Here is a 20347-nt window from a genome sequence, read left to right as displayed (position 1 = left end):
CATATTTATTTAAAGTTCACCGTAAAGCCCACTGCGAGCGAGCGTGTTTTCGGATATACGTTCCGGTTATCGATACCGGGCGCGAGGCCATCGATGGGCAATTCAGGGTCCAGGCCGGAATAGGCGGTCAGGATGAAGAGATTCTGTCCGGAGATATATACCCGCGGGTTGGCGAACCATTTACTATTGGCCGCCGGGATGTTATACCCCAGCGTGAAGTTGTCGAGCCGCAGGAACGCGCCGTTTTCGATGAAGCGGTCAGACACATAGGTGCCGCGGATATTGCTGTCGGCATATTTAGCGATGATATTCCTTCCGGGCATGCGGCTGAAACGATCGCTGAGCACCAGTTCTGTGGCGTTGAAGATCTGATAGCCGAACAGGCTGCGCAACAGGAAATTGAGATCGAAGTTTTTGTAGCGGAAAGTGTTGGCAAGACCGGCCTGGTATTTAGGCAGACCGTTACCCGCTACGCGGCTGTCGCTGCGGAAGTCGAAGGAACCGTTGCCGTCGAGGTCTTTGAACTGCTGGTTACCATTGGCATCCACACCGTTGAACTGCGGAATGTAGAAGGTACCGATAGAGTAACCCGGCACCACTTTCACGATCTGTACAGCGGTAAGGCCGCGCGCGCCCACGGTACCGGCATAGATAGCGTCGCTCTTGAACTGGTCGTTTGCGATGGAGAGGATCTCATTATAGTTACGGGAGATGTTGAAGGAAACATCCCAGCTGAAATCTTTCCGCTGAATCACGCCTGCACTGAGCGACAGCTCCACCCCTTTGTTGCTGATCTGTCCTACGTTGGCCAGAATGGTGGGGAACAGGTACGGCGGAGAGGGCACGTTGTAGTTGAACAACAGGTCTTTGGTCCGTTTGTCGTAGTACTCGAGGGTACCGGTCAGCCGGCCTTTGAAGATGCTGAAGTCGATGCCGGCATTAAATTGCGCGGTGGATTCCCAACGCAGATTGGGATTTTCATTTTGCCCGATGACGTAGGATGTTACCCAGCGGCCGTTGTCCAGCACTTTACCACCAGGGCTATATGTCAAAGGTGATTTATAGTTATCGATTTCCTGGTTACCGGTAACGCCGTAGCCTACACGCAGTTTCAGGTCTTCCAGCCAGGAAGTTCCTGACAGGAAAGGTTCCTGTGTCATACGCCAGGCGAAAGAGGCGGAGGGGAAGGTGCCCCATTTTTTGTCCTTACCGAAACGGGTGGAGCCATCGCGGCGGATGGTACCGGTGAGCAGGTATTTATCGTGATAGCTGTAGAAGGCGCGGCCGATGAAAGACACCAACGCATTCTCTCCTGCCCCGGAACCAACGGTAGGCAGGTCAGCCTGGCCGGCGCCCAGGTTGTTGTAGCCAAAGATATCGGACACAAACTGAGTATTGCCGGCGGTCATGGAGTTATTGAAGAAATTCTGATAGGAATAACCGGCAGTTACTTTCAGGTTGTGTTGTTTCCATTGTTTGCTGTAGGTGAAATAGGTCTCCAGTGTTTTGTTGTCCCATGTTTTGGATTCACGGGTAGCGGTACCGTTGCTGCCGGCGCCTTCTATCACGGGTGATTTTTTGGAGTAATAAATGCCTCTGTCGGCGGAAGCTCTTTCCAGTCCTAACAGCACATCGTAGGTCAGGTTTTTCGTGATATCGTAGGTGATCTTGGCAGATCCGATAAATTTATTGAATGCGCGCTGATGGTTGATCTGGTTGGCCAGTGCTACCGGGTTGTAGTTATCGTTGATATCGAGTTTTTCGAAATAAGTGCCATCGGGTTTATAAATGGGCGCGGTAGGATTATAGGCGATGGACTGTTCCCAGATGCGGTTATCACCCTGGTCGTCCGGGTTCAGGCCCTGGTAGCGGTTTTTCTCGCCTACGTAGTTCATGGACAGGCCTATACGAAGCCGGTTGTCGAAGATGCCCTGATCGAGGGTGATGCGGCCGATGATGCGTTCCAGCCCGGAATTGATAATGGCCCCCTGGTTATTGAGATAGTTCACCGAAGCGCTGTAGCGGGTATCACCTTTACCACCGCCCATGGAGAGGTTATGGTTATGGCTCACGCCTGTGCGGGAGATGGCTTTCTGCCAGTTGGTGCCGGAGCCGAGGTCAAAACCATTAGGGTCAATATTATTATCCTTCAGGTATTTGCGGTATTGGTCTGCATTCACTACGTCGTAGGTGTTAGCGATCTGGTCGAAGCCTACGTAACCGCTATACGACACCTGCGGAGCGCCTTCCTTACCGCGGCGGGTGGTGACGATAATAACGCCGTTGGCGCCGCGGGAGCCGTAGATAGCAGCAGCCGAAGCGTCTTTCAGCACATCGATGGACACGATATCGTCCGGCGGTACCACGTTGATGTCGATACCGGGGATACCGTCTACCACAAACAGTGGCTGGCTGCTGGCCGACAGGGAGGAAGCGCCTCTCAGCCGGATGCTGATTTTTCCGTTGGGATTGCCGCCGGGTTTGCTGATCACCAGGCCTGCCACTTTACCCTGCAGTACCTGTACCGGGTTGCTGATGATGCCTTTATTAAAATCTTTGGGCGTGACGCTCACGACAGAGCCGGTGAGGTCTTTTTTCTGGGTGGTACCGTAACCTACCACCACTACTTCTGAGAGGGCGCTGGAAGATTTTTTCAGTTGCACCTGCATACTGCCTTTCACCGGCAGCTCCAGCTGGTCGTACCCTACATAGCGGAACAGCAGCGTACCGCCGGCGGGCGCGTTGAGTTGAAAGTTACCATTTTCGTCTGTCAGCGTACCGATGGCAGTACCTTTCACCTGTACCGTTACACCGGGCAGCGGGCTGCCATCATCTGCGCCGGTCACTTTTCCTTTCACCTGGATATTGTCCCAGCCGGTATTTTCGGGGATGATGACCACCAGTTTATTTTCCAGTTCTTTATAGGTAAATCCGCTGCCGGCCAGCAGTTTGTCCAGCAGTACGGGCAGCGGCTCTTCTTCCGCATGCAGGCTCACTTTACGGTGCAGGTCCACTTTACGGTCGCTGTACAGAAAACGTACGTCTGTCTGCCCGGAGATGCGGTCCAGCACCTTTTTGATCTCCGTATCCCTGACCGACAGTGTTACCCGGCGCTGGGAATAGCCGGTGGCGGCCACCTGCAGACAGGACAATAAAACAATAACAAAAGACAGCTTCATAATGACTAGAGGCTTTAGTACCGCCGTTCTTTGCCGGCGGCAACGCGATTGGTTGACATTTTGCATTACATTTGTGATGATGGGTGAGAAAATAACAATGCCTTGTCCGCCCGGCCAAAGGGGATATGCATTGTTTCTTTACCTGGAATGACAGGAAATGTTCGTAGCATTTCCTGTTTTTTTTCTGTGATGTTCTACTGTTTGTTTTTACTGATTCATAACGGTTTTTGCAGCTTATTTTTTAGTTGACGTGCTAAATATGGTAATCATGTTGCCTTGTACTTCATAGCGAAAATCTTCGATCAGCTGCATGGCGTCCAGTGCCTGCGTGACGGTTTCGCCGGCAAAAGCGCCGCTGAAGACATAGTGCTTCGGTTTTTCATCCCGGAAAGTGATGTGTACGCCATACCAGCGTTGCAGCAGCCGGGCCAGTTCTTCAAAGTTGATTTCATCAAATTGCAGCCGGTTGCTTACCCAGGCAGTCTCGGTCAGGCTGCTGTCGGCCAGTGGTGCGACTGTCGCCGCTGGTGTCTGCGGGCCGGCATGTATCGTTTTCAGGTTTATCTTTTTTACCGGTGCAGCAATGGATGCCGTAGCGTCCAGGGACACTTTTTCGTAGGGCCGCAGCCGTATCCTGCTGTCGGGGGTTTTGTCCGCATATACTTCCACGGCGCCTTCCAGCAGGGTCGTTTCGCAGGATGGCTGCCCATGGTAGGCTTTTACGTTAAACGCCGTGCCCAGCGCATGGATATTAACGCCGGAAGCATGTACGATGAAAGGGCGGGACGGGTCCGGCGCCACCTCAAAATAGGCTTCTCCTTCCAGCCATAGCTCGCGGCGGGAACCATCCACCACACAACGCAACTGGCTGCCGCCGTTGAGGTGTATGGTGCTGGCATCTGCCAGACGGAAAGTTTTCCGCTCTCCGTCGGCCGTCCGTACTATTTGCTGAGGCGATCTGCTACCGGGCCGGAATAAAAAGAACATGCCCAGCAGCGTAACCGCCGCTGCCGCCCACATCGCCCACGATTTCCGTGAGAAACCTTTAGTGATTGTTTTTTCGGGAGATAGGTGGGCTGGCTCTGCCACGTCCATGATATTTCGGAAAGCGTCTCCGGTAGGTGCACCGGCTACCGGAACAGCGTCCCAGTATTGCTCCAGCAAAGCAAGGGTGGCCCGTTGTTCAGGATATAACCGCAACAGGGATTCCAGCTCAGCCGTTCCATCAGCATCGATGATGCCGGTCAGCCGGGCAGTGATCAATTCGTTCAGGCGTTGTTCATCTGTCATTATTCTTCCGGAAAGAAGTGCTCTCCGGATAACCAGACACGAAAAAAACCACGATTACGTACAAACGTTAAAATTTTTTTTGAAAATGGCGGAGTAATGCGGTCCCTCCAGTCTACCGTACCGGGTGTTGCATCGTTTGCAGCACTTCGCGCAACCTTGCCACGGCCCTTACCAGTTGCGTTTCCACGGTGCGCGGGGAAACATCGAGGATGGCGGCCACCTCCTTGTATTTGAATCCTTCCTCGCGGACCATACGGAAAACGGTGCGGCATTGCGGTGACAGGCGCCCCACGGCGGCATCCAGTTGCTGTTGCAGCTCTTTCCATTCCAGCGAAGGTTGCTGGGTTGTTTCTGCCGGTTCATCGATACTGTCCAATCCCAGCCATCGGTGCTGCTGATGATCACGTATATAGTTATAGCTGCGGTGACGGACCGCTGTATATAGATAAGTCTTCAGGCGTATAACCCCTACCGTTTGCCGACGGTTTTTCCATAGCTGCACAAACACATCCGACACAATCTCTTCCGCCGCTTCGCGGGTACCGGCCAAATCGGCTGCAAAGCAGACCAACCGGTTGTAGAAGGAATCAAACAACGTACGGAACGCCGACTGATCATCCGCCCCACAAACAGACTGCCACAGGGTGTTTACTTCAGCGTCTCCCATACAATAGTTTTTAATAATGCGTGCACCGGGGTAAACTACTCAAATTTTCTCGCAAAGTGTGCAAAGATTTTAGCGGAGAATAAGAACGCGAAGAGGCGAGTTTATTCATTTCCGTTAGATCGATTCCGTTTTCCACTGCGTTTTTCCGCGGAGATATTTTCAGCAGCTGTTTATGTCTTTGCGCGCTTATTCTCCGCCAAAATCTTTGCACACTTTGCGTGACTGCGTTGCCGTTTTCTGTGAAAAGACTTACCTTCCTGTTATGAAAAATACCCTGCTGCTATTGTTACTATGCATAGGCAGTATCCGGGAGCTCACTGCACAAACGCGGGAGAAATGTTGTGACAATGCCACCTGCAGAGCTAAAGCGGTATCCTATGCACAAACCATATCTGCGCTCACAAAAACCCTCGGACAATATCAGCCGCAGGACAGCGCCAACGAACGGCTGCTTGCGCAGCTAAAACAAAAAAGTCCACAAGGCTATCAGGATTTTATCCGCGTCAGCCGGCAAACCGCCACCTTCATCAATGATACCCTCAATGGTACCTGCTTCGCCGACGCCCTGCCTGACGACGAAGCCAACAACGTCTTTCAATGGCTCGTGTATATGAACCGTCAGGATATTGCCCATCCGGATTTCCCCTCCTCAGAATTTTGCGGCGGACTGGAGAAACGCTTTGAGCTCGGTCAGGGCGCAGCCAATATCCTCAGCAACCAGGTTGCCTACCTCGGCACGCTGAGAGGTTATCTCAGCTATACTTTCGCGGGCGCCGGTCAATGTGGGGGCCGCTTTCGCGTGATGGCCGGTCCTTCCGTCTTCCTCCGCGGCAATACCTTCTACACCACGCTTAGTACCCGTCTGGCCGTCCGTGTCACGGATATCTCTGTGAAAAAGATACCCGTCGGCGTTGGTAACCTAAACGCCTATACGGAATACAATACCAGCTTCGTACATTTTAATCAGGTGGCATTGGGCGCGGAAGTGCAGCTAGGTCCTTTCGGCCTCAACCTGTCGGTCAACAATGAACTGAAATCCGCCCGTATGGGCTTTGCCGTAGGCATCGTCCTGTTCCATCAGCCTTTCAAAAAAAGATCATGAACGTACTCATAACCAGCGGAGGCGGTGCCAAAGGCGCTTTCAGCGTTGGAGCACTCCGCCAGCTGATGGCCTCTACAGGCATCCGCACTTTCGACCTCATCAGCGGCACCAGCACCGGCGCCCTCATCGCCGCGATGGTAGCAGCCGGTAAAATACCTGAGGTGACTGACATCTACCTGAGTAACAGCAATGCCGATATCCTCAACAAACAAAACGCCATCGACAACATCCTCAACAACAAGCCGTATCTGTACGACACCACCCCGCTGGAAAACCAGATCCGGCAACAGATGACCGATGACGCCTGGAATACCATCCGGCAATCCACTTCCGTGCTATGCCTCAACGCCGTTTGCCTGCAAACCGGTCGGCTCAGCATCTTTTCTTCCCGCCCTATTCAGGCCAGTATCCATTACGACAACCTCGTGATCAACTCCTCCGAGATGCTCATAAAGGCACTGCAAAGCAGCAGCAATCAGGCTGTTTTTATGCCCCCGATCACCATCAATGACCGCCAGTATGTGGACGGCGGCAACCGCGAAGTGGTACCCACCCGCGCTGTTGTCACTAACCTCGCGCCCGGAGAGGAACACCGCATCTATATCCTCAGCAACAATCCGGATGCACAACAGCCAGGCAACGACAATTACACCGCCCTGCTCGATGTGCTGATACGCGCCGTTACCATCTTCATTCAGGACGTACGGGAAAACGATCTCGAAGTGCTGCGCAACTTTCAGCATACCGCCACAGCACCCGTCAAAGTATACTACATCAGCCCTGAAGCAGAACTGGACCCTGACTTCCCTACCGGCCTTCGTTTTGACAGGTTGCTGATGCAAGCCTGGATGAAACAGGGACAACTGCGTGCCAAGGCCATACTACAGCAGTATCCCGGCGGCAACTGGTAGGTGGAGAAATGTCCGGCTGTATGCGCTGCGCTCCCTCCGAACGATGCATGTTATGTGCGAAATCGGACACTTTTGTCCTGAAACCGGACGACCAGCAATGCCCTGTCCCTTGGCAAACAAGGGTTTCAAAGATGGCATCGTCTTGGCGGAGTCGGCTGACAACAGGTTAAAATTCCCGATTATGCTGAAAAACTACTACGCCGCTACTATCCGGGGCATGGCCAAAAACCGGTTATTTACCTTCGTCAATATCAGCGGACTGTCGATAGGCCTTGCGCTGGGCATCATCTTCCTCCTTTTTGTAAATGGAGAACTGCAATATGACCGTTTTCATCCCAATCCCTCCTCTATCTATGGCATCATGCTCAATGATTCGCGGGAGAACATCATCTATACCGGCCAAACGACCACCCCTGCCCTCGCAACAGCCATCCGTGAAGGCCTGCCCGACGCCGATCATGTGGCGCGTATCAGCGATGGCGGCGATCAGCTGCTGAACATCGGTAATAAAAGCACCTATGAAAAAGGACTTTATGCCGATGCTGATTTCTTCCATATCTTCCGGTTCCCCGTCATTGCCGGAAACCCGGTAGCCGCCCTCTCCGATCCGGGCTCCATCGTCATCACCTCCGGCACAGCGCGTAAATTCTTCGGCACAGACGATGCCGTCGGTAAAATATTCCTGCACAATCAGACACGCAGCCTGAAAGTAGGTGCCGTTATCCGGGACATCCCGGAAAACAGTACCCTGAAGTTCGATGTGGTGCTGCCCTACCGGCTGGCAGAACTGCAAAACCCCGGCATCTCTGATCGCTGGGATTATAATGCCATACAGACTTTTATCACCCTCAAACCACATGTTGACCCTAGCGTCTTCAACGATAAACTGAAAAAACTGGTTGGCACCCGTTACGGTAACAGCACACCGTTTGCGTATCCTTTTGCTGATTTCCGTCTTTATAATAAGTTTAAAGACGGCAAACCAGCCGGCGGCAGAATACAGATCATCCAGTTTACCGTCATCATAGGCATCTTCGTGCTGTTGCTGGCCTGTATCAACTTCATGAACCTGGCCACCGCGCGTTCTGTACAACGGGCCAGGGAAGTAGGCGTTCGCAAAACGCTGGGCGCCACCCGGCGGCAGATTGTATGGCAGTTCCTCTCCGAATCCATGGCCATGGCGTTGCTGGCGTTGATCACCGGCGTATTGCTGGCCAAGCTAAGCCTGCATGCCATGAACACGATGCTTCGTACCCATCTGACAATGGACCTGACAGACTGGAAGCTGTGGCTGGCGATGATCGGCCTGGCGATGATAACCGGCCTTATTGCCGGCAGCTACCCGGCACTTTTCCTCAGTGCCTTCCGGCCGGTTAAAGTATTAAAAGGCCAGATGCTCAGCAACCGCAGCGGCAGCTTCTTCCGCAAGGCGCTGGTCACCTTTCAGTTTATGATCTCCATTTTCCTGATCATCACCACCATCGTCATTTTCCGGCAACATCGGTATGTGCAGGAACTGCCGATCGGTTACGATGCGGAAAACCTGATCGATATCCCTACCCGTGGTAACATGGCCGGCAAATACGACGCTATCCGGGAGGCTTTCCTGCAAATACCGGGCGTACAAGGGGTTTCCGCCGGCAACGACGACCTGGTACGCTACAACGGCGCCACCAATGACCTCGTATGGCCCGGCAAAACGGCCGACCAGAATTTTATGGTCAACATCAGTCATGTACAATACGATTGGATCAGGACAGCGGGGCTGTCGCTTGTGGAAGGGCGCGACTTCAGTCGCGACTTTGGTGATACGATGGGCTGCATCCTCAATGAGACGGCTGTAAAAAAGATGGGCCTAAAACCTCCTGTAGTAGGCACGCTCATCGGCAACAATATGGTGATCGGCGTCGTGAAAAACTTCTCTTTCAACGATCCGTTCGACGCCACTGCGCCGTTAGCGGTATTCCTGAATACCGGCACCCTCAATCATATTTTCGTTCGCCTCGTCAACAACGGACAATGGCAACAACAAGTACAGCAACTGGAGACTGCTTTCAAAAAAACGGCCCCCGGTTTTCCCTTTGAATTCCATTTCACCCAGGATGCGCAGGAACGCAAATTTGCCGGTATACGCTCCACCTGGCAGATGATCAGTGTGGTGGGCACACTCGCCATCATTATTTCCTGCCTCGGACTGCTGGGCCTATCTACCTTCATGGCCGAAAAACGTACCCGCGAAATCGGCATCCGCAAAGTATTTGGCGCCAGCATTGCCCGGCTGTGGTTCATGCTGTCGGCCGATCTGATGAAACCGATACTGCTGGCCTTCCTGCTATCGGCTCCCCTCGCGGCATGGGCCATGCAGGTGTTGCTGCAACACATGGACCAACATATATCCCTCTCGTGGTGGATATTTATGCTGGCTGGTTTGCTGGCAATAGTGATAGCATTGTTAACGATCAGCGTTCAGGGTATCCGCGCTGCCATGACCAATCCGGCCAACAGCCTGAAAGCAGAATAGGCTGATATCATTTATAGTGGACCTACGCTCCCAACAGATACAACAGCTGGTCAGCCTCGCCATTTTTTCCGGGAAGTATATGCAAATGCACTTCCAGTCCGGGGTTGACCGGATGTTCCGTCTGCCGCAATGGTTTCAGAAGATACAGGGTATCACCTAAACGGATATACGTTTCATGCGTAGCTTTGCCTCGCTGCAGCGGTAGCAAAACCTCGGTGATTTTACCTATAACAATCACCTTCTCCCGGTCACGATACTGACTCACCAGCCGTTTATCCGTTTCCGTTAACACTGCCGGTGCTTTAACGGCCAATGCATCCGGATAGCTTACCTGTAACAATACGCCGGTAACACTGATATGCAGCTGAACATGTTCTCCCACAGCACCTATGGCCTGTTCAATCACGCCCGGATGCCAGGAAGACAACTGTCTGCCCAGTACCGAAACACCCGGCAGTGGCACCGCTACCCGGTACACTTCGCCATTATCCGCTACATAGTCCACCCCTCCCCGGCCATTGGCCTGCAACGCCTTCAACTGAATATCTACGATCCCCTTGCGGCCATTGTCGATACTGAGCTGACTACGCCGCCGCATCAACCACACTCCCCGCCACATAAAATAACAAAGCGAGAACATCAGCAGAAATATCAATCCCACACCAATCGTAAATCCGGTGGTATCAGACGGGATAAATAACAACAGCCCAAATACCAGCGTGACAAGGGTAAAAAATACCAGCAGCCTCAAACGACGCCCTTTCACCCGGCCCAGGCTTTGCAACAATTGAATATCAATATCAGTCAGTTGGGTTTCTTGTCTCGTCATACCGCGAAGGTACTAAAAGGAAACTGTCAGAACGATGACAACACCCAACCTCCACAAGACACCGCCCCCGGGATTCGGTATCTTTGTAAAAAAGAAAATCATGACGTCTATCTATATTATTCGTGCGACTTTGGAAAATATCACACAACTACAGACACTTTCTGTTAACACCTTCCGGGAAACCTACGAAGCCTATAATACCCCGGAAGATATGCAACACCACCTGTCCACCCATTTTAACACCGCACAACTATCCACGGAAATCAATTCTCCCGATATCAGCTACTACCTCGCTTTCCAACAAGACACCCCCGTCGGTTACATCCGGCTCAATACCGGCACGGCACAAACAGACCTGAAAGATCAGGACACACTGGAAATTGAACGGATCTATGTATTACAACAGTTTCAGGGACTCAAAGCAGGACAACTTCTGCTCGATAAAGCCATCGCTGTCGCCCGGGAGAAAAACGCCGCCTTCATCTGGCTGGGCGTATGGACCAAAAATGAAAAGGCACAGGGATTCTATCACCGACAAGGCTTTGTCCCCTTCGGTCAACATATATTCCGGCTCGGCGCCGATGAACAAATGGATATTCTGATGAAACGGGACATCTGATGCATATTCCCGGCGACACGCCGTCCCGCATCCGTTTTCCCAGGGCTGAAGCCCTGGGCTACGATGTTATTCAGGCTGTTTTTAGGCCTGAAATTCACTAAAATGCAGATAACGAAAGGATGCTGCAAAATCACTGCACAGCACTTCAGGCATCAGAACTAACCCCTCAACCCTGCTTGCAACAAAATAATTGTATCGATAATTCCCTCCTGACTATATTGTATTCAGGCTGTTTTTAGGCCTGAAATTCACTAAAATGCAGGTAACGAAAGGATGCCGCAAAATAACTGCACAGCACTTCAGGCATCAGAACCAGCCCCTCACTTCTGCTTGCAACAAAATAATTGTATCAATAATTCCCTCCTGACTACATGGTGTTCAGGCTGTTTTTAGGCCTGAAATTCACTAAAATGCAGATAACAAAAGGATGCCGCAAAATCACTGCACAATACTTCAGGCATCAGAACTAACCCCTCAATCCTGCTTGCAACAAAATAATTGTATCAATAATTCCCTTCTGACTACATGGTGTTCAGGCTGTTTTTAGGCCTGAAATTCACTAAAATGCAGATAACAAAAGGATGCTGCAAAATCACTGCACAGCACTTCAGGCATCAGAACCAGCCCCTCACTTCTGCTTGCAACAAAATAATTGTATCAATAATTCCCTTCTGACTTCAGGCCTAAAACAGCCTGAACAACATCGTAGCCCAGGGCTTCAGCCCTGGGTTTGATGGGTTTGATGGGTTTGATGGATTTCATGGATTTCACGGGTTTCATGGGTTCAGCGTGTTTATCAGTTTTATCAATTCCCGATTTGAAAGAGCACCTCCCAACATCGTTCCCACCTCGTCATTCCCCACGCCCCTTCGCCAATACCGGCAACACTACCGCCGACGGATGCGCCGGATCATGATACACCCGGATATTAGCTTTCTTAAAATCTTTTTCCTGTGCTTCGTAGATATTAATGAACTGCTGCGGATTCCGGTCGGCCAGCGGAAACCAGCTACTCTGTATCTGCACCATCACCCGATGCCCTTTTAAAAAGGTATGCGCGATGTCTGGCAGATCAAAACGGATTTTCTCTACTTTCCCGGGCGTAAAAGCCACGGGATGTGCGAAGCTATTGCGATAACGGCCACGGAAAATATCTCCCCGCACCAGCATCTGGTAACCACCCATCGGATGCGGCCCGCCGGCATCGCGGGTCATATTGGGCTGCGAGGCGCCAGGGTAACTGAAATCGTCCGGGAACACATCAATGATCTTTACTACAAAATCTGCGTCGGTACCGGTAATGCTTACACTGAGATCAGCGGTAACAGTTCCTCCTAACGTTATCGACTCGGTAAGCGGCTCCGTTTCAAAAGTCAACACATCGGCGCGACGGGCAGCAAACCGCTGGTCATCGGTCATGTAATCACGGGTACGTATATAGTGTATATCGCCGGTGTATGGCACCGGATGGGCCGGATCACTGACGTATTCACTGTAAGTACGGTCCGTGGCTGCGGGAAGGCCCCATCTCAGCGCACCGCCCGATTGAAAATACAACGGTTTGTGCTGTACCTCCGGCGAAGGCCACGCGGTAAACTGGCGCCATTGGTTTTCACCGGTAAAAAAGATGGTGGCCTCAGGCAGGTCCGTCAGCGAGCCTTTCTCTTTCAGATAGTAATTAAAAAACGGCACTTCCACATGCTCCTGATACCAGGCGGCGGTGTTGTCGCCAAATTGCACATTACCCAGCCGGGAACCATCGGTGGAAGCCCATTGACCATGATACCACGGCCCCATCACCAGTTTATTGAAATGGGCGGACTGCTTTTGCTGCTCAATAGCTTTGTATAGATTCCAGGCGCCGTAACAATCTTCCGCATCAAAAAGGCCACCGACGACCAGCATGGCGGGTTGTATCCTACCTACGTGCTGCCGGGGATCGCGGGCCTTCCACCAGTCATCGTAATTGGGATGGGATATGATCTCTTTCCAGAAAGCGAGGCTGTCGCCGGTCAGCTTCGTAAAATTAGGGATGGTGCCGATCTGCAGGAAGGTCTGGTAATTATCGGCGCAAGGTAACTGCAACTGCTGTACCGGCGCTACAGACACCGGATGCGGATGAGGATAACCGAAACCTTTGGTATAAAAATTAAAACAGTCCATCAGGAAAAAAGCGCCGTTATGATGAAAGTCATCACCATGGAACCAGTCTGTCACCGGCGCCTGCGGACTAACCGCTTTCAGTGCCGGATGCCCGCTCAAAGCCCCCATCGTACTATAAAACCCGGGATAGGAAATACCGAAAATACCGACCCTGCCATTGTTATGTGACACATAATGTAACAACCACTCAATGGTATCATAGGTGTCGCTGGCTTCGTCAATATCAGCGCCCTTCTTATCAGGATTAAACGGACGGATATTGGTAAACTGTCCTTCACTCATCCAACGGCCACGCACATCCTGTATGACAATAATATAACCCTCACGGGCGTACGTGTTCCAGTAAGAATTCCACAACCTGGGCGACAGTTCCTTGCCATAAGGGGCGCAGGAATAGGGCGTCCGGGTCATCAACACCGGATGCCGCTCACTGCTGTCGAGCGGCTGGTAGATGGTAGTGAACAACTGCACCCCATCACGCATACGGATATACTGTTCTTTTTTGACATAGTGGGAATGAACCCATACAGAGTCTGCGGCAGACCGTGCGGCGGCTGTCAGTGACAGCAACACGCACAGTATACCTGAATAAGCATGTTTCATGGTTTCTCGTTTATCCGCCTTTAATACCCTTTGTTCTGCGGGAAGTTGGCGGGATCATTATGGATATTGATTTCACTCTGCGGGATGGGAAACAACAGGCGGTCGGCGTTCAACACCGGCGTGGCCAGATTGTATTCCTGCTTCAGATGTGCCTGCAATACCGCTACCCCGTTAGTACTGCGGGCAAGATCAAACCAGCGGTCATTTTCAAACGCCAGCTCCACCCGCCGTTCACGGAAAACAGCATCGCGGAAACTAGCCTGGTCCGGCAGCTCGGTCGCTGTTTTCTCCGGTAGCCCCGCTCTTTTGCGGACGGCATTCAGGAAACCAAAGGCCGTTCCGGGACCATTAGCGCCGCTATAGGCCTGCTCATTCAGGGCTTCGGCTTGCAACAGCAGGATATCTGCGTAACGGAGCACCGGGAAATTGCTGCCTCCATCGTTGGTAGCGCCGGGCACATCGAGGTATTTTTTTACATAGTTGCCTTTGACTACATTGGTGGGACTATTATTATAAGTGGTATCCAGCGATACTCCCAGGCGTTTGTCTCCCGGCTCGTAGGTCGCTACCAGATCATGGGTAGGCCGGTTGTTGTTGGAACCACCATATTGCACGCCATTATAATAGAAAGACACCGGCACCATGTCGGCGAAGTAGTTGTTGCCCTCGGAGGGATTAAGCCCTTTTTTGAAACGTACGGCAAACAGTATTTCCGGGTTCACCACGTTGGCGGGTTTGTACAGGTCTGCATATTCGTTCAGCAGACTATAGCCGCTGGCCGTATTCTTCAGGGCATTCAGCGCATCGGTCCATTTTTTCTCTGTCACCAGCACCTTGCCCAACAGGCCGAAGGCGCTGCCGGCGGTAGCCCTCCCATAGTCGTTAGCGTTAGCATACACGGCCGGCAGCAGCGACGCGGCGGTTTGCAGATCGTTTTCTATCTGCGCATATATCTCTGCGGTGGCATTCCGCTTATGATTCAGCGCCAGGGAAGTGGTTTCCATGCTGGTGACCAGCGGCACCGGTCCGTATAGCCGTACCAGGTTGAAATAAGACAACGCCCTCAGGAACAATGCCTCTCCTTTGTATTGTTTTTTGGAGGCGTCAGGGATAGCGGAACCATCGATCTGGCCCAGCACAGCATTGGCGCGGGTGATGATCACATAAGCGCCGGCATAACCATCACTGATAAAAGGATTGGTGGTCACTTCCGTAAAGAAATCGACCTGCGACGCTACGCCTGCCAGCGCTCCCCGGTCCCAGATATCGGTGTTGTCACTACGCACTTCCATCAGGTAATAGTAAGTTTTGCCGTACGTCTGGGTACTCTGCAAACCGTCATAGACGGCATTCACCCCCTGTTCAAAATCAGCAGCGGTCTTAAAGAAAGTAGACGTGGTTTGGTTCGACTGCGGTGTGAGATTGATAAAATCCTTGCTGCAGGCGCTGAAGGTAAGCATGCCCAAAAGCGGTAGTATATATTGATGCTTCATATAGCCCTGATTTTAGAATGAAAGATTTAAACCGGCGATAAAGGTTTTGGGTAACGGATAGGTGCCGTAGTCCTCTCCCTGCGACAGCGGGCTGTCGGGCCGGGCGTTTACTTCGGGGTTGTAACCGGTATAATGTGTCCAGGTATAAATGTTCTGTCCGGACACGTATACACGCAGCGCGTTGACACGATTCCCCAGTAGTTTTTTGTTGAAGGTGTAGCCGAGGGTCACATTACGCAGCCGCACAAACGAACCGTCCTCCACATGGAAGGAGCTGATCTGGGCACTGTTGGCGTTGGTGACGCGGTTGGCCCGCATCACGTTACCATTGCCGGGGTCCTGTGGCGATTTCCAGTAAGAGAGGGCATCAGCCATCTGGTTGGCGTTACCTTCCATATTAAAGATGAAGCGGCGCTGCAGGTTCAGGATCTCGTTGCCATGCACCCCTTGCAGGGATATGGCCAGATCGAAGCCCTTATACCGGAATTCGTTGGTCATCCCCCAGATAAAATCAGGGAAATAGCTGCCGATAGTGGTACGATCGTTGGCATCGATTTTTTTATCGCCATTCACATCCACAAAACGGCGATCGCCTGGTTTGGCGGTGGCGTAATGCGGGTAATTGTTGATTTCATCCTGGTTGCTAAACACACCACCGTTCACATAGCCATAATAACTGCCGATAGGCTGGCCCACCGCGGTGATAAACAGCTGAGAGATAGTACCGTTGCCGCCATCCGACAGAATGGGCGCGTTGCCCGGTCCCAGCTGCAGCACTTTATTTTTATTGGCCGACAGGTTGAAATTGGTATTCCAGGTGAAAGCACCGGTGAGGTTGCGGGTCGTCAGACCGAACTCCACACCGCTGTTCTGCACCTTGCCCACATTTTTGAGGGCGGTGACAAAACCGGAGCTGAAAGGTACCGGTACATTCAGCAGCAGATCGGAAGTGGTGGTCTTATAATAATCTGCGCTCAGATAGATACGGTTCTGGAAGAGGCCGAGGTCCAGGCCGGCATTGAACTGCACCGTTTTTTCCCAGGTCAGGTCCGGATTGGCCGGCTGGGAAAGCCCCGCACCGTTGACCACGTTGCCGTTGCCGCTGCCCAGGACATAGTTATTGGAAGCCAGCAGATCATAGGAAGCATAGTTAGCGATCTGGAAGTTACCGGAAGTACCATAACTCACGCGGGCTTTCAGCTCGGAGATCACCGGCACTTTAAAGAAAGCTTCATTGCTGATCAGCCACCCACCGGACACGGAGGGGAAATACCCCCATTTGTTGTTGGCCCCGAAACGGGATGAACCGTCACTGCGCAGACTGGCGCTCACAAAATATTTGTCGTCGTAATTATAGTTGATACGGCCCAGATACGACAACAGCGACCATTGCGAGGTGTTGGAGGTGCCGCTGGTAATGGTAGCCGCATTAATCGTATGTACGGCATCGTTAGGGAAGCCGGTACCCACTGTTTCGTTGGCTTTGGTGGTATTTTTCTGGGAGGTATACCCTGCCAGCACATCGAAGCGGTGTTTGGACGTTTCAAAGTGATAGTTGAGCGTATTTTCCCAGAGCCAGTTGACCGACTGCGCCGTCTGAGCGGAGCCTTTGGGCACGGTGGGCGCCGCCTGCTGGATGGGCTTATAGCTGCCTAGTGTGGAAGGCCGGTAATAGTTGCGATTGAAGTAATTGATATCGGTGCCGAAGAAGGTCTTAAAAGTCAACCCTTTAATAATCGTGTATTCACCATAGATATGCCCGAGGTTGCGTACGTGGTCCAGTTTATCTTCAATCTGGGTGGCCAGGGCCACCGGGTTTTCACCGCCGGAGTAGCCGTAGGCCCACACGTTTTGTTTGTTGGTGGCCAGCGAGCCATCAGGGTTATAAACGGGGAAGATGGGCGATGCCTTCAGGGCGTTGCTCAGGATACCGTCAAATGTCCATGGGCCTTCACTGTTGATCAGATCATAATGATCGAAGGTGGGGTTCAGGGAGATGCCCACTTTCAACCGGGAGGTGAGCTGGGCAGTGAGATTAGCCCTTACCCCATATCTTTTATACCCGGAAGCGATCACAATACCTTTTTGATCGAGATAATTACCGGAGATGTAATACTGGAACTTATCATTACCGCCGGAAGCGGAGAGCGTATGGTTTTGTATCGGCGCCGTGCGGAATACCGCGTCCTGCCAGTCGGTGTTTACCAGTCCCTGCTCCCCTTTGAGGTATGGCAATATTTCCGGGGCAATCTGGAAGTTAGAGTTACCGCGGGTGGCGTTATCGTCATTGATGCTGCCGCCGGGCCTGGCATCCAGGTAGGCGTTGTTTTTAGCATCATAGGAGAGTTTGGCCCACTGGTAAGCGTCCAGCATCCTGATCTTTTTGCTGACCTGCTGGAAGCCGCCGTAGGCGTTATAGCTAAACGAAGGCGGACCTTCTTTTTTTCCTTTTTTGGTGGAGATGAGCACCACGCCGTTAGAAGCGCGGGAGCCATAGATAGAGGCCGCGGAAGCGTCTTTGAGGATTTCGATGGACTCGATATCGTCGCTGTTGAGGGTACTGAGCGGGTCCGGTGATTTCTGGAAAGAGGCCTGTCCGGTGATGCCCACGACGTCGGTGGTGCCTTGCAGGTTCTTCAGGTCGTTGGACAATGGGAACCCATCTACGACGTAGAGCGGGTCGGTGCCGGCGGAAATAGAGTTAAGGCCCCTGATGCGGACGCTGAGGCTGCCGCCGGGAGCGCCGCTATTCTGTATCACCTGTACCCCGGCCACTTTACCGGCTATCGCCTGGGCAAAGCTGGATACCGGCTGGTCTTTCAGCTCCGCTGCGCGGATAGAGGACACGGCGCCGGTCACCTCACGGCGGCGCTGCACGCCGTAGCCTACCACCACTACCTGATTGAGGGAGGAAGCCGACTCTTTGAGGACGGCATTGAGTTGCAGCGGTGATCCTGCTTTGAGGGTGTAGCCCGGCAGGTCCTGGGGCTCCAGTCCGATGAAGGTGATACGGAAAGTGTAAGGTCCGCCGGAAGGCAGATTGGGAAACTGAAACACGCCGGCCGCGTTGGTCTGCGTGGAGGTGGTGGTGCCGGTAGCCGTATTGATGGCGGTGACAGAAGCGCCCGGCAAGACTTCATTGCGGTCGTTGCGTACCGTACCGCTTACGCCTGCACGTTGTTGCGCCAGCAAAAACATCGGGGAAACAAGGGTCAGTATCAACAGGAGGATAGCCCATGTCCGCTTACGTGCATTAATGTAAAATAAGTCCATAGGTAACTTTATTTTGCGATTTGATTATTTGGTTATTTGGCCATTTTTTTGACTATTCAGGCAGGCTCAAAAGGAAAATAGGCCAACTTGCCTATCACACAACATTAAATAATTAAATAATAAAATAACCAATTTTTTCGATTCCGGTTGCCCCCACTGCTGCCCTTTTGTCAGCAGTGCGATGATAATGCTGTAAGCGCGATAAAAGTAGTCACAAGTTTTTAGTCTACCAAATTAATAGACTTTTAACTTTTCTTGTGCTATGCCGCTCCTGTATTTTTAAATTCTTTCGCTGGTGATTATCATTTTAAATTAAATTATTATATTCGTGAAAATATATATACACGATGACCGCAATCAGTCATGATAAATTACTGGAGTTGGGATTCATTTTTCAGCCGGCAAAAAGGTCGTATAAAATCGAAATCGGAGGGTCAGCATTTGGGGTAGTAGCGAGTGGGCCCCGATGGTTATTTTCACCTTTGCCGATGGAACACGTATCACTCGTTACTGTGAACTCCGTGGAAGAACTGGGCGATCTCGTTTTCGCTGAAACAGGGGTAAGACCAGGGGTCTGACAAACAGCACGTACGAAAATTACGGGTGTTATCTAAAGTTTCACTTTACTTTAAACATTTTCTGTAAAACAATTGATAATCTGATAGTTAAAATACACACATCTTATCAACCAGATATAAAAAAATGCAGGTCTAAAAAACCTGCATTTTTATTAAGTACTACATAAAAAACGGCCTATTTCAGCCATTTTTTGAGGTCCTGGAGAAAAATTGCCTGCTGATCAGCGAACACATTATGCCCCGCTCCCGCCAAATAATCGACCCGGCCGCTCCCAATGATATCCGTCATATCGGCCACCTGCTTTTCAGAAAACAGCCCGTCTTCTTTTCCGTAGACTGCATAAATTTTCATTCTCTTTGACACCAGTTTTTGGAGGTCCGGCAGCACATTCAAAGTGGTGTAATGTTCATGCTCCCAGTAGCCCGTGGGCGCCAACCGCGTCATCTGGCTGGCATATTTTTTCACCACGGAATCCTTCTTCGTTTCCTGGTAGATCACCTTCGCTTCTTCGGATGGATGCGCCGGTCCATACAAACCATTCATCATCGCATGCCCCAGCGTATAAGAGTTATATGCCAATCCGGCAGTATCCATTTGCTCGATCATCCCGATATAACGAAGGCTCATACTGTCCTTTTTCTCCTGATAAATACCCTTCACTTTTGCCAAAATGGTCCGGTAAGTTTCCTGTGCATCGAGCAGCGCATCAGCCAATACAATGGCATCTACCGCCGCCGGATTTTTCGCTGCAAACTTAACGGCCAGCACCCCGCCGAAACTATGTCCCAGTAAAACGGCTTTCTTCAATTTGTACGTTTTATACAAACCATCGATATCGGCCAACGCTTCCCGGAAAGTAAACTGAGCGGCGCTGTCCGGCGAACGGCCCTCGCCCCTGCGGTCATAAACGATCACAAAGAAACCTTTATCGGCCAGCCGGGCTGCGGTGCTTACCTCAAAAAAAGCAGCATTGTACCCCGGACCTCCGTGCAGGAAAATAACCGGCTTGTCTGTAGGGTTACCGTAAGTCTTTACATATAAGGTCTGGGAATGCGTCCGGCACAATACCAGGCATAACAAAGCGGTAAGGATTTGTTTCATGAAACAGGAAAGGGATT

At 51.7% G+C, this 20347-nt stretch carries 13 protein-coding genes; 4 read left to right on the top strand and 9 right to left on the bottom strand.

The annotated features are described in order from the left end of the window. Nucleotides 1-5 precede the first annotated feature (5 nt). From ICL55_RS02600 to ICL55_RS02590, 3 genes are all read right to left on the bottom strand, one after another. Nucleotides 6-3179, bottom strand: coding sequence for a TonB-dependent receptor (locus ICL55_RS02600; RefSeq protein ID WP_188094477.1), 3174 nt, complete (start codon nt 3177-3179; stop codon nt 6-8). Nucleotides 3180-3413: 234 nt separating this feature from the next. Further along, nucleotides 3414-4469 carry a FecR domain-containing protein gene (locus ICL55_RS02595; protein WP_188094476.1) on the bottom strand — a complete coding sequence of 352 codons (1056 nt, stop codon included), beginning with the start codon at nt 4467-4469 and terminating at the stop codon, nt 3414-3416. A 112-nt stretch (nt 4470-4581) separates the two neighbouring features. After that, nucleotides 4582-5136 (bottom strand): RNA polymerase sigma-70 factor, encoded by a 555-nt coding sequence (locus ICL55_RS02590; RefSeq protein ID WP_188094475.1) that lies wholly within the window; start codon nt 5134-5136, stop codon nt 4582-4584. A 262-nt stretch (nt 5137-5398) separates the two neighbouring features. Here ICL55_RS02590 and ICL55_RS02585 point away from each other — a divergent pair, with 262 nt between their 5' ends. The 3 genes from ICL55_RS02585 (at nt 5399) to ICL55_RS02575 (ending at nt 9670) form a co-directional block, all read left to right on the top strand. Beyond that, the gene (locus ICL55_RS02585) at nt 5399-6238 is read left to right on the top strand and encodes a hypothetical protein (protein ID WP_188094474.1); all 840 of its coding nucleotides are present in this window, start codon (nt 5399-5401) and stop codon (nt 6236-6238) included. Further along, nucleotides 6235-7149: a patatin-like phospholipase family protein gene (locus ICL55_RS02580; protein ID WP_188094473.1), complete on the top strand. Its 915-nt coding sequence runs from the start codon at nt 6235-6237 to the stop codon at nt 7147-7149. Before ICL55_RS02585 ends, ICL55_RS02580 begins: the two co-directional genes overlap by 4 nt. Nucleotides 7150-7330: 181 nt before the next feature. Continuing rightward, nucleotides 7331-9670 (top strand): ABC transporter permease, encoded by a 2340-nt coding sequence (locus tag ICL55_RS02575; RefSeq protein WP_188094472.1) that lies wholly within the window; start codon nt 7331-7333, stop codon nt 9668-9670. Nucleotides 9671-9692: 22 nt separating this feature from the next. Here ICL55_RS02575 and ICL55_RS02570 read toward each other — a convergent pair whose 3' ends face one another. Continuing rightward, nucleotides 9693-10499, bottom strand: coding sequence for a hypothetical protein (locus ICL55_RS02570; RefSeq protein ID WP_188094471.1), 807 nt, complete (start codon nt 10497-10499; stop codon nt 9693-9695). Nucleotides 10500-10599: 100 nt separating this feature from the next. Between ICL55_RS02570 and ICL55_RS02565 the strand changes: the two genes are divergently transcribed. Continuing rightward, on the top strand, nt 10600-11118 hold the full coding sequence (locus ICL55_RS02565) for a GNAT family N-acetyltransferase (protein WP_188094470.1): 519 nt from the start codon (nt 10600-10602) through the stop codon (nt 11116-11118). A gap of 657 nt (nt 11119-11775) precedes the next feature. Here the strand turns inward: ICL55_RS02565 and ICL55_RS35365 are convergent. The 5 genes from ICL55_RS35365 to ICL55_RS02545 form a co-directional block, all read right to left on the bottom strand. Then, on the bottom strand, nt 11776-11898 hold the full coding sequence (locus ICL55_RS35365) for a hypothetical protein (protein WP_281392402.1): 123 nt from the start codon (nt 11896-11898) through the stop codon (nt 11776-11778). 72 nt (nt 11899-11970) lie between these two features. Next, a complete protein-coding gene (locus ICL55_RS02560; RefSeq protein WP_188094469.1) occupies nt 11971-13884 on the bottom strand; it encodes a CocE/NonD family hydrolase in 1914 nt (637 codons plus the stop codon). A gap of 20 nt (nt 13885-13904) precedes the next feature. Continuing rightward, entirely contained in the window at nt 13905-15377 is a 1473-nt protein-coding gene (locus ICL55_RS02555) for a RagB/SusD family nutrient uptake outer membrane protein (RefSeq protein ID WP_188094468.1), read from the bottom strand. Between the two features lie 12 nt (nt 15378-15389). Then, nucleotides 15390-18650: a SusC/RagA family TonB-linked outer membrane protein gene (locus tag ICL55_RS02550; protein WP_188094467.1), complete on the bottom strand. Its 3261-nt coding sequence runs from the start codon at nt 18648-18650 to the stop codon at nt 15390-15392. A gap of 753 nt (nt 18651-19403) precedes the next feature. Next, nucleotides 19404-20330, bottom strand: coding sequence for an alpha/beta fold hydrolase (locus tag ICL55_RS02545; protein ID WP_188094466.1), 927 nt, complete (start codon nt 20328-20330; stop codon nt 19404-19406). Nucleotides 20331-20347: the final 17 nt, after the last annotated feature.

The sequence above is a fragment of the Chitinophaga varians genome (assembly GCF_014529945.1).
Taxonomy (GTDB): domain Bacteria; phylum Bacteroidota; class Bacteroidia; order Chitinophagales; family Chitinophagaceae; genus Chitinophaga; species Chitinophaga varians.
The sequence above is the reverse complement of the archived record's forward strand: the minus strand, read 5'-3'. Positions and strand labels throughout refer to the sequence as shown.